This window comes from uncultured Shewanella sp., assembly GCF_947501225.1.
Lineage (GTDB): Bacteria > Pseudomonadota > Gammaproteobacteria > Enterobacterales > Shewanellaceae > Shewanella.
The window spans coordinates 472839-487319 of the sequence record NZ_CANMUW010000001.1 but is presented as its reverse complement, the minus strand read 5'-3'; the positions used below and the strand labels follow the sequence as shown (position 1 = coordinate 487319).

The window sequence follows — 14481 nt, the reverse complement described above, 5'->3', positions numbered from 1 at the left end:
ACAAGCAATGACTCAACTCTACTCATCTCTCAACTTTGGCCTTGGCGAAGATGTCGATATGCTGCGTGATGCTGTACAGCAGTTTGCCGCCAACGAAATTGCACCGATAGCCGCTAAAACGGATCTCGATAATGCCTTCCCCAACGAGTTATGGCCGGTCCTCGGTGATATGGGGTTACTCGGCGTCACTGTGCCTGAGGAGTATGGTGGAGCGGATATGGGATACCTGGCTCATGTCGTCGCCATGGAGGAGATCTCACGTGCTTCTGCCTCTATCGGTTTAAGTTATGGCGCACACTCAAACCTTTGCGTTAACCAGATCAACCGCAACGGTAATGCCGAGCAGAAAGCCAAATATCTGCCAAAACTGATCTCCGGCGAGCATATTGGGGCACTGGCCATGAGTGAGCCCAATGCCGGTTCAGATGTGGTTTCTATGAAACTGCATGCCCGCAAAGAGGGTGATCGCTATATCCTCAACGGCAACAAGATGTGGATCACCAACGGCCCCGATGCTCATACCTATGTCATCTACGCAAAAACTGACCTCGAAAAAGGCGCCCACGGGATCACCGCCTTTATCGTCGAACGCGGCTTCAAGGGCTTCAGCACGGCGCAGAAGCTGGACAAGCTTGGCATGCGCGGTTCTAACACCTGTGAACTGGTGTTTGAGAATTGTGAGGTACCCGAAGAGAATATCCTGGGCGGACTCAACAACGGCGTAAAGGTCTTGATGAGCGGCCTGGACTATGAGCGTGTCGTTCTTTCTGGCGGCCCGTTGGGCATCATGACTGCCTGCATGGATATCGTCGTCCCCTACATTCATGAACGTGAGCAGTTTGGTAAATCGATCGGACAGTTTCAGCTGGTTCAGGGCAAGTTGGCCGATATGTACACCGGCATGAACGCGGCTAAGTCTTATATCTATAATGTGGCTAAATCCTGCGACCGTGGTGAAACCACCCGTAAAGATGCCGCCGGAGCCATTCTGTACTCTGCCGAACTGGCCACTAAGATGGCTCTGGACGCCATTCAGCTGCTGGGCGGAAACGGCTATGTCAACGAATACGCTACAGGCCGGTTACTGCGTGACGCCAAACTCTATGAGATAGGCGCGGGTACATCGGAGATCCGTCGCATGTTGATAGGCCGCGAGCTCTTCAACGAATCTAAATAGGACTATCTCGGCTGCGGGCCATTAACCAGCCCGCAGGTGTCGGATTTCAGCTTAAAAAGGATTGAAACTGTGACTCAACTAAGCAGTCGGATTAATTCCCGTAGCGATGAATTTAAGGCCAAACATGATGATATGGCGGCCCTTGTTCAGGATCTTCAATTGAAGCTTACTGAGATTGAGCTGGGTGGCGGCAGCGTTGCCCGCGAACGTCACCTCTCACGCGGCAAACTTCTCCCCCGCCAGCGTGTCGAAAAGCTGTTAGATCCCGGCTCCCCCTTCCTTGAGATTTCTCAGTTTGCCGCATATGAACTCTATGAGGATGTGGTGCCCTCCGCTGGTATCATAGCCGGTATCGGTCGCGTGAGCGGCGTAGAGTGTATGGTTATCGCCAACGACGCCACCGTAAAAGGGGGCACCTACTATCCGGTCACGGTGAAGAAACACCTGCGGGCACAGGAGATCGCCGGTCGTTGTCACCTGCCCTGCATCTACCTGGTCGATTCCGGCGGCGCTAACCTGCCCCGTCAGGATGAGGTATTTCCCGACCGCGATCACTTCGGACGTATCTTCTACAACCAGGCCCAGATGTCGGCCAAAGGTATTCCGCAGATAGCCGTTGTAATGGGGCTGTGCACCGCAGGTGGTGCCTATGTTCCTGCCATGGCCGATGAATCGATCATTGTCAAAGAGCAGGGAACCATCTTTCTGGCCGGCCCGCCGCTGGTTAAGGCTGCAACAGGCGAAGAGGTGAGTGCCGAAGAACTCGGTGGCGCCGAAGTGCATACTAAAATTTCCGGCGTAGCCGATCATATGGCGCACAGTGACGAACATGCACTCGAGCTTGCCCGTAAAGCCGTCACCAGGCTCAATCATCAAAAGCAGATCCAATCACAGCTGAGCCCGGTCAAAGCCCCCAGATTCGACATCAATGAACTGTACGGCATTGTGGGAACTGACCTGAAGAAACCCTATGATGTCAGAGAGGTTATCGCACGTATCGTTGATGATTCTGACTTCGATGAATTTAAAGCAAACTACGGTAATACTCTGGTCTGTGGCTTCGCGCGGATCCATGGCTACCCTGTCGGTATCGTCGCCAACAACGGCATTTTATTCTCCGAGTCCGCTCAAAAAGGCGCTCACTTCATCGAACTGTGTTGCCAGAGAAAGATCCCCCTGCTATTCCTGCAAAATATCACCGGCTTCATGGTGGGCAAGAAGTATGAACACGAGGGAATTGCTAAACATGGTGCCAAGATGGTGACCGCCGTATCTTGTGCCACCGTCCCTAAGTTTACCGTCATCATAGGCGGCAGTTATGGCGCGGGTAACTATGGCATGTGTGGCCGGGCGTTTGAGCCTACCATGATGTGGATGTGGCCCAACGCCCGAATATCTGTGATGGGTGGCGAACAAGCCGCAGGCGTGCTCGCCACTGTCCGCCGTGACGGTCTGGCCCGAAAAGGGGTTGAGTGGTCGACGCAGGAGGAGCAGGAGTTCCGCGAGCCCATCGTCAATCAGTATGACAAGGAGGGGCATCCCTACCACGCCAGTGCCCGCCTGTGGGACGACGGTATCATCGACCCAGCTCAGACCCGTGATGTCGTGGGTTTAGCTCTCTCTGCGGCGTTGAACGCGCCGATTGAGGAGACTAAGTTTGGGGTATTTCGTATGTGATTTTCGAGCGGGCTGTGTACAGCCCGCCGACAACGCTATTGAAACACCGATAGTGAAATAGACCCGTCTTTTATCAAGAGTCGCGTTATTTCAGATAACTAGCTTTCAGATAATCAGGTTAGAAGAACAATGGATAGCTCAGCCATGACAACCGAATTTTCGAGTACCCTTAACTACATCAGTTGTTCCCTTGCAGGTGGCGTCGCTGAGGTCGTGCTAGACCGTGCCGATAAACACAACGCCTTCGATGAGGTGATGATCGACGAGATGATCAATGTCTTTCAATACTTTGCCGATAAACCCGACTGCCAGATATTGGTGCTGAAGGCCAACGGCAAAAATTTCAGCGCCGGCGCCGATCTGAACTGGATGCGCAAACAGGCAAAGATGGATTTCGAGCAGAACCTGAGCGATGCCAATCAGTTAGCTAAGCTCATGTCGACACTCGATAAGTTTCCCAAACCCACAATCGCTCTGGTACAGGGAGCCGCCTTCGGTGGCGCATTAGGGCTCATCTGTTGCTGTGACATTGCCATCGCCAACCAAAAAGCCAGCTTCTGCCTGAGCGAAGTTAAGCTTGGCCTCATCCCTGCGGTTATCAGCCCCTATGTCACCCGCGCCATGGGGCAGCGCGCCGCAAGACGCTACATGCTGACGGCCGAGCGTTTCGATGCAACCAAGGCTCAGCAACTGCAGATAATCCATGAGATTAACGACGATCTTAACGCGGCCGCACAGCCGTTAATCGGCCAACTGCTCAGTAACAGTCCGCAAGGGATGGCATGGGTTAAGACTCTGCTCTCAACACTCGAAGACGGCGTAATAGATCAACAGACTCTTGATCACACCAGCGAACGTATCGCAAAAATCCGGGTGTCCGATGAGGGTCAGGAGGGACTCAATGCCTTCTTCGAAAAGCGCAGTCCCAAATGGAATCTCTGCACCGATAATACGCAAGGAGCTGAATAATATGTTTACCAAACTGCTAATCGCCAACCGAGGCGAAATTGCCTGTCGTATTATCAAAACGGCAAAAGCCATGGGGGTTCGAACGGTTGCCCTCTATAGTGATGCCGATATCGACGCCCGCCATGTCGCCATGGCCGACGAATCTTTCTATCTCGGTGGCAGCGCACCGGCAGACTCCTACCTTAAAGGCTCGTTGATCATAGATATCGCTAAGAAGTCAGGAGCTCAGGCTATCCACCCCGGCTATGGTTTTCTGTCAGAAAATGCCGACTTTGCCAGGCTGTGTGAAAAATCGGGGATCAGCTTCGTCGGCCCCAGCGCCGACGCCATCGACTCCATGGGCAGCAAAAGCGCGGCAAAAGAGATCATGGGTGCGGCTAATGTACCTCTGGTGCCCGGTTACCACGGTGATGCTCAGGATGATGAACTGCTCATCGAAGAAGCTAACAAGATGGGCTACCCTCTGCTTATCAAGGCGGCCTTCGGTGGCGGCGGCAAGGGAATGCGCATCGTCGAAAGCAGCAATGAAGTACTCGAGGCTATTCAATCGGCCCGCCGTGAGGCTATCTCCTCTTTCGGTAACGATAAGCTCCTGATGGAGCGTTATCTGCGTCAGCCCCGCCATGTAGAGGTGCAGGTGTTCGCCGATACCCGGGGTAACTACATCTACCTCTCAGATCGTGACTGCTCGATACAGCGCCGCCATCAAAAAGTGGTTGAAGAAGCGCCGGCACCGGGGCTGAGTGATGAACTCAGAGTCAAGATGGGTGAAGCCGCCGTCGCAGCGGCCAAGGCTATCAATTATTGTGGCGCCGGCACCGTAGAGTTTCTGCTCGATACCGATGACAGCTTCTACTTCATGGAGATGAATACCCGCCTTCAGGTGGAGCATCCAGTCACAGAGATGGTCACGGGACAAGACCTGGTGAAGTGGCAACTCATGGTCGCCAGTGGCAGTGAACTCCCCCTCACTCAGAAAGAGGTTCGTATTCACGGCCATGCCTTCGAGGTACGTATCTACGCCGAGGATCCACAAAATGATTTCCTGCCGGCCAGCGGCAGACTCAATTTCCTGCGTGAGCCCGAGCAGAGCAAACATGTACGCATCGACTCGGGCATTCGTGAAAATGACGTGATAAGCAACTTCTACGACCCAATGATCTCAAAACTTATCGTTTGGGATGAGTCGCGCTCCCGCGCACTTCAGCGTCTGGTGCACTCATTGGAGTCTTATCAGATTAGCGGCCTGAAGCACAACATAGAGTTCCTTGCCAATATCGCTGAACACAGAGCTTTCGGCGAGGGCAATTTCAGCACCGACTTTATCGACCGATACGGTGACGCCCTCATAGGCACCGCTTCCAGTGATGAGCAGACGGCACTGGCCTTAGCAACCCTCTATCAACTCTGTGCCCGCAAGCTCGAGGCCAAACGCAGCGCCGTCAACAGCCAGGATCCTTACTCTCCCTGGGGCGCCGTCAGCGGTTTCAGGCTTAATAGTGCAAGCCTGCACAATGTGGCACTTCTCGATGATAACCATGAGATCAAGCATCTGGAGATCACCGAAACCTTGGTGGGCGAGCAATCTCTCTACCAGCTTGAGCTCAATGGCTGTCACTTACTGCTCAAGGGAGAGCTGAAGGGTGAGATGTTACACGCCGAAATAGCCGATATAGCCGATAGTGGTCTGAGCGGCTGTCACGACATACAAAAAACCAGTGGCCACAAGATCAAAGTCCCGGTGAGCCGGGTCAACGATGACTTCACCCTGTTTATCAACTCGACCAGTTATCACTTCCGCGCGATTCAAACCGAACAGGATGAGGAGCTGGAGTGTCCGGAAGACAAGCTTAAGGCACCGATGAACGGCACTATCGTCACCCATCTGGTAGAGAAAGGCGATGCGGTAACCGCAGGGCAAGGCCTGATGGTGATGGAGGCGATGAAGATGGAGTACACAATTGAGTCCCCCTTCGATGGCATAGTCTCGGCTTTCTTCTTCGAACCCGGTGAACTGGTTAGCGACGGCAGCCTGTTGGTTGAGGTAGCAGCCACTGAAACTGAAGAGAGTGAGGCCTGAGATGCTTCCAAATAAGGTCAGTATTTTCGAAGTTGGCGCCCGTGATGGGTTACAGAACGAGAAACGTGTCAGCACACAAGACAAGATAAGCCTGATAGAAAGTTTAGCCGACGCCGGCATCAAGCGTATCGAAGCTGCCAGTTTCGTCTCTCCCAAGTGGGTGCCACAGATGGCCGACTCGGGTGATGTGCTGAAAAACATCAAGCGTAACAGCGGCGTGACCTACAGCGCCCTAACCCCGAACTTGAAAGGGCTGGAACTTGCCCTTGACGCGGGAGCCGATGAAGTTGCCATTTTCGGTGCCGCCTCTCAAAGCTTCAGCCAGCGCAACATCAACTGCTCTATCGAAGAGTCGATAGAGCGTTTCATCCCTGTCGTGGAGCGGGCTCAGGCGGAAAACATCCCGGTCAGAGGCTATGTTTCCTGTGTCTTGGGCTGCCCCTACGAAGGTGATATCGCCTCGGGTGAAGTCGCCCGGGTGTCTGAAATCCTTTACGAAATGGGCTGCTACGAGATCTCACTGGGTGACACCATTGGCGTTGGCACACCGCACAATGCCCGTAAAATGGTCGAAGCGGTGAGCCGCAAGGTTCCCGTCGACAAGCTCGCACTGCACTTTCATGATACTTACGGCCAGGCCCTGGCCAACATCCTGGCCTGCCTGGAAACCGGGGTGAGCGTTATCGATTCTTCGGTAGCCGGTCTCGGTGGCTGCCCCTATGCCAAAGGCGCATCGGGCAACCTGGCCACCGAAGATCTGGTCTATATGTTACATGGACTGGGGATAGATACCGGCATCGATCTGCACCTGTTAGCGGCTGCGGGAGATGCAATAAGTCATGCTCTGGGAAGAGCAACCGGCTCAAAGGTCGCGCGAGCGATAGGAATATAAGGAGAGAAGAGTAATGGCGGGACTGAATAAAGTTGTTAGCAGTTATGAAGAGGCCCTAAAAGGCCTGAGTAATGATATGACCATCATGGTTGGCGGTTTTGGCCTGTGCGGCATTCCTGAAGGCCTCATCTCACAGATGGTAAAGTCTGGTGTCACCGGTTTGACAGCCATCTCAAACAACGCCGGCGTCGATGACTTTGGCCTGGGGCTACTGCTTAAGAGTCGTCAGATAGACACCATGATCGCCTCCTATGTCGGCGAAAACGCCACCTTCGAGCAGCAGATGCTGTCGGGACAACTGAAGGTGATTTTGACACCTCAAGGCACATTGGCAGAGAAGATCCGTGCCGGTGGCGCCGGGATCCCGGCCTTCTTCACCGCAACAGGTTATGGTACGCCGATCGCCGAGGGGAAAGAGACCCGGGAGATCGATGGCCGACACTATGTGCTCGAGCCTTCTCTGACCGCAGATTTCGCCTTAGTTCGGGCATGGAAAGCCGATACCATGGGGAACCTGGTCTTCCGTAAAACCGCGGCAAACTTCAACCCTATGATGGCAACGGCGGGTAAGATCACTGTGGTAGAAGCTGAGCATATCGTCGAGCCGGGTGAATTAGATCCCGATCATATCCACACACCCGGTATCTACGTCAACCGTGTCATTCAGGGCAAGTTTGAAAAACGCATCGAGCAACGTACCGTTAAAGCCGCACCGATTATTCTTTAAAAGGGAGGGAGACATTATGGCATTATCCAGAGAACAACTCGCGCAACGTGTAGCCCAGGAGCTTAAGGATGGCTACTACGTGAATTTAGGCATAGGTATCCCCACCTTAGTGGCTAACTATATTCCCGACGACATGGATGTGATGCTGCAATCTGAAAACGGTTTACTCGGCATGGGAGAGTTTCCTACCGAGCAAACAATAGATGCCGATCTCATTAACGCCGGCAAACAGACTGTCACCGCCGTCGATGGCGCCTCCTTCTTCTCATCTGCTGAGAGCTTCGCCATGATCCGCGGCGGTCACGTTGACCTCACCGTGCTGGGCGCATTCGAGGTGGATGAACAGGGCTCGATCGCATCCTGGATGATCCCCGGCAAGCTTATCAAAGGTATGGGCGGCGCAATGGACTTAGTGGCGGGTGCAGACAATATCATCGTCACCATGATGCATGCCGACAAGAAAGGTAACTCTAAGCTACTGCCCAAGTGCGAGCTCCCCCTGACGGGATACGGCTGTATCAAGCGGGTGCTAACCGATTTGGCTTTCATGGAGATTAAGGATGGCGCTTTTCACCTACTGGAGCGCGCTCCGGGCGTATCAGTCGAGGAGATCGTTGAGAAAACGGCAGGTAAGCTTGTCGTCCCTGAGCATGTACCTGAGATGACGTTCTAATCCTCAGCTCTTGACGATAAACATAAGCCTCTCGATAGCCCGGAAATCCAATCCGGGCTTTTTTATAACCTCACGCCTCGCACCTCGCACCTCAAGAATACACATGTATCAAAGAGTCACACCGCGCAGTGATTCGAATGAATACACAGGGTAAAATTTCTGACAAAAAACACACAACCAAAACATATACAGAACAGATTAAACTCAATACCAACCAGATAATCACCAAGGTAAAACCAGCCTAACACAAATCAGCCACAACTCGTTTACACATTGAAACTAATGAAGTTTTATTGGTTAACTGATTTGCGGTTTACTTGTTTAGGCAGTTAAATTTCAGTATATTTCGCCCATCATTAGTCATGTGAAATATAAGATTGTGAGCTCAAATAAACGACAGCAAGGTTTTACCCTGATTGAATTGGTCATAGTGATCATAATTCTGGGCATATTAAGTGTCATCGCCGCCCCTAAGTTTCTCTCTTTGAGCCACGAAGCGCAGACTAAGAGCCTCGAAGGTATAGCTGGTTCTATCGCCTCGATGAATCAGTTAGTTCACAGTAAAACTCAGATCGATGGCATCGCCGATAAGAAAGACTGCTCATATGAGTGTAATGGCCACCCGAACTGGGACTCAATAATCGGATACTACTTTGTCGATATCTCCGGGACCAGACTATATGTATCAGAGGGCTACCCTATGGCAGCTGGCACCTCTCAAACAGATACCACAGTGGAGGATAACTTCAAATTGGTCATGGGATTATCCAAAGATGACTTTGTATTCGGTACCGGCGCTAATGGCTCATTCGCTGCTGTTCCGAAAAAATTCGCAGACAGGCTGGCAGACATTAAGGCTGAGAAGTTCAAATGCCATGTCGAATACCACTCTCCGATCCCCGCCTCAGACTATTATGTCCGCGCCGTCACCGACGACTGCTAAACATGTAGGCTAACTTAGCGGAAACTGTGCATTCACCGGCTAAATCCTGAAACTTTTTACCGGCTCATAGCAATGTTCTACATTTAATATGAGACAAGCGAGAATTACAGAGGTGTTTCATGGGACTCAGCCTGCAAGGTGATGGAAAGGTCTCCATTTTTCAGATCACCGCCCTGTTCAGCATGTTATTTGCCTTGGTGGGGTTTAGCTATAACGTCTGGCGTATGGAGATCAGCGAGTACAACAGCACCATGCGCTCCGCAAGTTTCGAGCTGCTGTTGCAACTTTCGGAACTGGAGGGGATCGTATACGCGGCGCATTATGATCAGGATCCCGTCGCTGGCAACCCCAGGCGAGGCTGGATCAAGGTCAACCTTATCGCCGACCTGAGTATGATAACCGAATCTGAAATCGAAACTTCGGCACAAAGGCTCAAGCAGGAGTGGCAGACAAACTGGCAGAGTGTACCAGACAGCGAGTCCAGTGCCGTCTCTGTGGTAGAGGCGATAGATAGCACCCGCGAAGAGGTACGGCTGCTACTGTCTAAACTAGATTAAAACGGCGAGATAAGTCACCTTACCTCGCCGTTGCTTATATATTACTCATAGCTTACATCTCGTAGCTCGAAAGTTTAGCTTAATCCCAAAGAAACTCTCTGAAATGTCGGCGGCAAACAGACTCGTAGCTCTCGTTACCACCTATGGCAACCTGCTCCCCTTCCTGCATAGGCTTGCCATCACCATCGAGGCGAACCACCATGTTCGCCTTGCGGCCACAATGACAGATTGTCTTAAGTTCGACTAATTTATCCGCCCACGCGAGCAGATACTGACTACCACTGAAAAGTTCACCCTGAAAGTCAGTTTTTAAGCCATAACACAATACCGGAATATCTAAGTTGTCGACAACGTGAGTCAGCTGCTTAACCTGCTCCTTGCTTAAAAACTGCGACTCATCGATTAAGATGCAGTGCAGCTGCTGCTCTTCGAGTGCCGCCTCAATCATCTTGGCAAGGTTATCATCGCCGGAAAACACCTGAGCATCAGTCTCTATGCCGATCCTTGACGCGACCTTACCCACTCCATATCTGTCATCGATCGATGCCGTCATCACTAAGGTATTCATCCCACGTTCGCGGTAGTTATAAGAGGACTGCAATAACGAGGTTGATTTACCGGCATTCATTGCCGAGTAATAAAAATAAAGTTGCGCCAAACCGATATCCCTTGTGCTTAAATTCCGCAATATCTTAACACTTTTTCTTCAACAAAATCACCCGCAATCCGCCCACAGTGTGCATAGCATCAAGTTAATCTCAGCAAAATTATATTATTATTGTCTGTTCGTTCTATAACTTTAAATACATAGAAATCTCCACGTATTTTGAATATTTAGCACAAGTCACTCAACTAAAAACAACACTCATGCTGTTTCAGATACGTTTAATAAACAATTGCTAGATTGAAGGCAAAATTAAAAGGGAATCATCAGTTCATGCAAAAAACATTACTTGCGGTTACTATTACCGCCACACTGGCTCTGAGCGCCTGTTCAGGTACTGCTACGACTCAACAGGAACCGGCTTCAGCGGCACAAGTTGAGCAGTTACAAGCTCAGAACCCACTGTTTCAAGCCAGCTCACTTCAATACCAGGCACCTGATTTCAGCCTGATAAAGGATGAACATTTTCAGCCGGCATTAGAACAGGGAATAAAAGAGCAATATCAACAGGTCCTTGAAATTGCCAACAACCCCGAACCGGCTACATTTGCTAACACCATAGTTGCATTAGAAACCAGTGGTAAGCTATTAAATCGAGCCTCTAAGGTGTTCTATAACTTAGCTGGCTCAAACAGTAACCCTACACTCAGAGCCATTCAGGGTGAGATGGCCCCAAAGATGGCGGCTCATTCAGACAACATCAACCTGAATAGCAAGCTGTTTAAACGAATTGAAAGCCTATACCTATCTCGTAATGAACTGGATCTGACACCGGAAGCTATCAGGCTGGTAGAGAAGTATCATCAGAGATTTGTCATGGCTGGTGCCAAGCTCACCGATAGTCAAAAGCAGCAGATCCGCGTGCTCAATGAGGAACAGTCGACACTGACCAATGAGTTTGCTCAGCGCCTGCTGCGTATGACTAAAGAGATCGCCCTTGTTGTCGATGATAAACAGCTCCTCGCCGGCCTGTCTGAGAGTGCAATAAGAGCAGCCCAGACCGATGCTGAAAACAATGGCCATGCCAACAAGTACCAGCTGAACATCACCAATACCACCCGCCAGCCGGTGCTGTCACAGCTTGATAATAGAGAGATACGCCAGAAGGTATGGGAGCTGTCATCTAACCGCGGACTCAGTGGCGAAAACGAAACCGCCAGCTTAGTCGCCAGACTGGCTCAATTACGCTCGGAACGAGCTGAGCTGCTTGGCTATAAGAGCTGGGCCGACTATCGATTAACACCTCAGATGGCCAAGACTCCTGAAGCCGTTTATAAGATGTTCGGCTCCATGGTTCCCGCTGTTATCGCCAACACTCAAAAAGAAGCCGACGATATTCAGGCCATGATAACCAAGACCGGTGGCGACTTTGAATTAGCGCCGTGGGACTGGGCCTACTATGCAGAAAAGGTACGTAAAGAGAAGTTTGATCTCGATGCTGACTCGATAAAACCCTATTTCGAATTCAACCGCGTGCTCGAAGATGGTGTTTTCTACACCTTAGAGGAACTCTATGGAGTCACATTAAAACCTCGCCCGGATCTCCCTGTTTATCATCCGGATGTAAAAGCCTATGAGATGTTCGATAGCGATGGCAGCAGCATGGCCATCTTCTACGCCGACTACTTCGCAAGGGAAGGAAAGCGTGGTGGTGCCTGGATGAGCTCTTTCGTCACTCAATCTGAGTTATTGAACAGCAAGCCCGTCGTCGTCAATGTGATGAACATAAAGAAGGCCCCTGAAGGAGAGCCGACATTCGTCAGTTATGATGAGGTCACCACCATGTTCCATGAGATGGGACATGGCACACATGGGATGTTTTCAAAAGTCACCTACCCGAGTCTGTCAGGCACCGCCGTATCCCGTGATTTTGTCGAATTCCCATCGACATTCGAAGAGGATTGGGCCGCTCACCCGAAGGTATTGGCAAACTATGCAAAACACTATGAAACCGGTGAGCCAATCCCTGAAGAGCTGCTCAACAAACTGTTAAAGTCGCGCAGCTTCAACCAGGGCTTCGATACCCTGGAATATATGTCGGCCGCCCTGTTAGACCTTGAGTGGCACTCACTCAAGGCCGGAGAGCCATTGCAGGATGTTGCCAGTTTCGAAGCCGCCGCCCTGAAAAAGCATGGTGTAGATCTACCGGCGGTACCGCCACGCTATAAGTCGACCTATTTCGCTCACGCCTTCCCGGGTGGCTATTCATCCAGCTATTACGCTTACATGTGGAGTGAGATCCTCGCAGCCGATGCCTTCGCCTATGTTCAAACCCAGGGCGGATTAGATCGTAAAATCGGCATGAAATACCGCAAGACTATCCGAGAGGTCGGTAACAGTGTCGCGCCAATGGAAGCTTACAAAGCATTCAGGGGGCAGGAGCCGACAACCGAGGCACTACTCAAACGTCGCGGACTGGACAAGTAAACAGCTCTATTTAGCTAAAGGGTCAGCTGACAGCTGACCCCAAATACAAGAAAGCCACTCATAATGAGTGGCTTTTTTTATATATCCCCTTTACAGCGCCTTAAGTTATCAGGCTCGTTTATTCACTTTGATCTTCAATATGACAATCGAACAGACAAACAGCACGCTACAGGTAACGAAGCCTGCAATAAGGGACTCGGTGAAACCGAGTACCGTATAACCGGCTAAACTTATCAGTGCAACAATCACAGCATAGGGCAACTGAGTGATCACATGGTCGATATGGTGACAGTTCGCCCCTGTCGATGAAAGGATAGTGGTATCAGAGATGGGCGAGCAGTGATCGCCAAATACCGCTCCGGCGAGTACCGACGCCAACATAGGTAGCATCATATTGGTGTGGGTTCCCATCGCCATATCGGCAGCGATCGGTAACATGATACCGAATGTTCCCCAGCTTGTACCGGTCGAAAATGCCGTCAACCCGGCAAGCACAAAGAGCACGGCAGGCAGCAGGGCAAATGGAATATTCCCCGTCGCTAGGCTCGCCATATACTTACCCGTTTCAAGCTGGCCAATGACACCCGCTATCGTCCAGGCAAAGAGAAGAATATAGATGGCAGGCAACATAGAGCGGGCACCGGCAACGATGCCCTTCAGAATATATGACTTATCCAGCCCCTGAATAAACACTAATACCAGGGTCGACGCCAGGCCGATAGCTGCACCGAAGAAGAGTGAAGATGCAACATCTGTATTTTCAAACGCTCCCAAGATGCTGAACTCCAGCCCCTTGGCCGCCAGTGCATCGCCACCGCTGCTGACCATAAAGTAAAAGGTCGCAAATACCAGCACGGTAATAGGCAGGAACAAACCTAAGATTTTACCGTTATCGGCCTCGGGCAGATCTGAGTTAGCTCCTGGCGGTAAACCTTTCGCCTCATCATAGAGGTTACCCTTCTGTGCATTAAACTCATGCTGGCGCATCGGACCGATATCCAGCCCCATGAAGGCGACGCATAACAACAGCAGTAGCGCAAAGATGGCGTAGAAGTTCATCGGGATCATCTGAATAAATACGCTCAGGTGCCCAGAGTCGGTGAAACCATGCGCCGTTAATATTCCACCGATCAAGGCGATGATATACGCCCCCCAGCTTGAAACCGGTGAGATAACACAGATAGGAGCGGCTGTGGAATCGAGCAGATAGGCTAACTTACTGCGGGAGATGTAATACCTGTCGGTTAATGGTCTGGCGACACTTCCCACGACCAGGCTATTAAAGTAGTCATCGATAAATACGACGCAACCCAGGAACATGGTCAGTAATTTTGCATCACGTTTATTTCTGATACGGCTACGCGCCCAATCGGCAAAAGCCTTAGCCGCACCGCTTACGGTAATGAGGGCCGTGATCATGCCAAGTAAGATAAGGAACCCCAGCAGATAGATGTTCCAGCTGTTGATGCTGCCATCATCCCAGAAGAGCCCCACAACCTGCTCCCCCAGATACTGACCGGAACTCACCACAGAGAAGTCGGTAATGAGTACCACACCCAATAAAATACCTACCCCTAATGAGAATAAAACCCGGCGAGTAACAATCGCCAGTAAGATCGCAACCACAGGAGGCAGCAATGAAAGTGCCGAATCGGCATAACTTAAAGTTGTCATTAATGTCTTTTCTTCGTTTTA

General features: G+C 51.2%; 12 protein-coding genes. 10 read left to right on the top strand and 2 right to left on the bottom strand.

Annotated elements, in window-relative coordinates; genetic code table 11:
* Positions 1-7 precede the first annotated feature (7 nt).
* The 9 genes from Q1B47_RS02000 (at position 8) to Q1B47_RS01960 (ending at position 9695) form a co-directional block, all read left to right on the top strand.
* Positions 8-1177, top strand: coding sequence for an isovaleryl-CoA dehydrogenase (locus tag Q1B47_RS02000; RefSeq protein WP_299787820.1), 1170 nt, complete (start codon positions 8-10; stop codon positions 1175-1177).
* Positions 1178-1246: 69 nt separating this feature from the next.
* A complete protein-coding gene (locus Q1B47_RS01995; RefSeq protein WP_299787817.1) occupies positions 1247-2854 on the top strand; it encodes a carboxyl transferase domain-containing protein in 1608 nt (535 codons plus the stop codon).
* A 129-nt stretch (positions 2855-2983) separates the two neighbouring features.
* Positions 2984-3823 (top strand): enoyl-CoA hydratase-related protein, encoded by an 840-nt coding sequence (locus Q1B47_RS01990; protein ID WP_299787814.1) that lies wholly within the window; start codon positions 2984-2986, stop codon positions 3821-3823.
* Between the two features lies 1 nt (position 3824).
* Complete coding sequence (locus Q1B47_RS01985) at positions 3825-5903, top strand: acetyl/propionyl/methylcrotonyl-CoA carboxylase subunit alpha (RefSeq protein WP_299787811.1); 2079 nt, start codon at positions 3825-3827, stop codon at positions 5901-5903.
* A gap of 1 nt (position 5904) precedes the next feature.
* Positions 5905-6795 (top strand): hydroxymethylglutaryl-CoA lyase, encoded by an 891-nt coding sequence (locus tag Q1B47_RS01980; protein WP_299787808.1) that lies wholly within the window; start codon positions 5905-5907, stop codon positions 6793-6795.
* A gap of 13 nt (positions 6796-6808) precedes the next feature.
* Entirely contained in the window at positions 6809-7522 is a 714-nt protein-coding gene (locus Q1B47_RS01975; protein ID WP_299787805.1) for a CoA transferase subunit A, read from the top strand.
* A 16-nt stretch (positions 7523-7538) separates the two neighbouring features.
* Complete coding sequence (locus Q1B47_RS01970; protein WP_299787802.1) at positions 7539-8195, top strand: CoA transferase subunit B; 657 nt, start codon at positions 7539-7541, stop codon at positions 8193-8195.
* Positions 8196-8574: 379 nt separating this feature from the next.
* Positions 8575-9138: a prepilin-type N-terminal cleavage/methylation domain-containing protein gene (locus Q1B47_RS01965; RefSeq protein ID WP_299787799.1), complete on the top strand. Its 564-nt coding sequence runs from the start codon at positions 8575-8577 to the stop codon at positions 9136-9138.
* Between the two features lie 119 nt (positions 9139-9257).
* On the top strand, positions 9258-9695 hold the full coding sequence (locus Q1B47_RS01960; protein WP_299787796.1) for a hypothetical protein: 438 nt from the start codon (positions 9258-9260) through the stop codon (positions 9693-9695).
* Between the two features lie 79 nt (positions 9696-9774).
* Here Q1B47_RS01960 and Q1B47_RS01955 read toward each other — a convergent pair whose 3' ends face one another.
* Positions 9775-10353, bottom strand: a complete 579-nt coding sequence (locus tag Q1B47_RS01955) for a thymidine kinase (protein ID WP_299787793.1) — start codon at positions 10351-10353, stop codon at positions 9775-9777.
* Between the two features lie 279 nt (positions 10354-10632).
* Between Q1B47_RS01955 and Q1B47_RS01950 the strand changes: the two genes are divergently transcribed.
* Positions 10633-12786, top strand: coding sequence for a M3 family metallopeptidase (locus tag Q1B47_RS01950; RefSeq protein ID WP_299787790.1), 2154 nt, complete (start codon positions 10633-10635; stop codon positions 12784-12786).
* A 108-nt stretch (positions 12787-12894) separates the two neighbouring features.
* On the opposite strand, the gene Q1B47_RS01945 is transcribed toward Q1B47_RS01950, so the two are convergent.
* On the bottom strand, positions 12895-14460 hold the full coding sequence (locus tag Q1B47_RS01945; protein WP_299787788.1) for a Na+/H+ antiporter NhaC family protein: 1566 nt from the start codon (positions 14458-14460) through the stop codon (positions 12895-12897).
* Between the last annotated feature and the right edge of the window lie 21 nt (positions 14461-14481).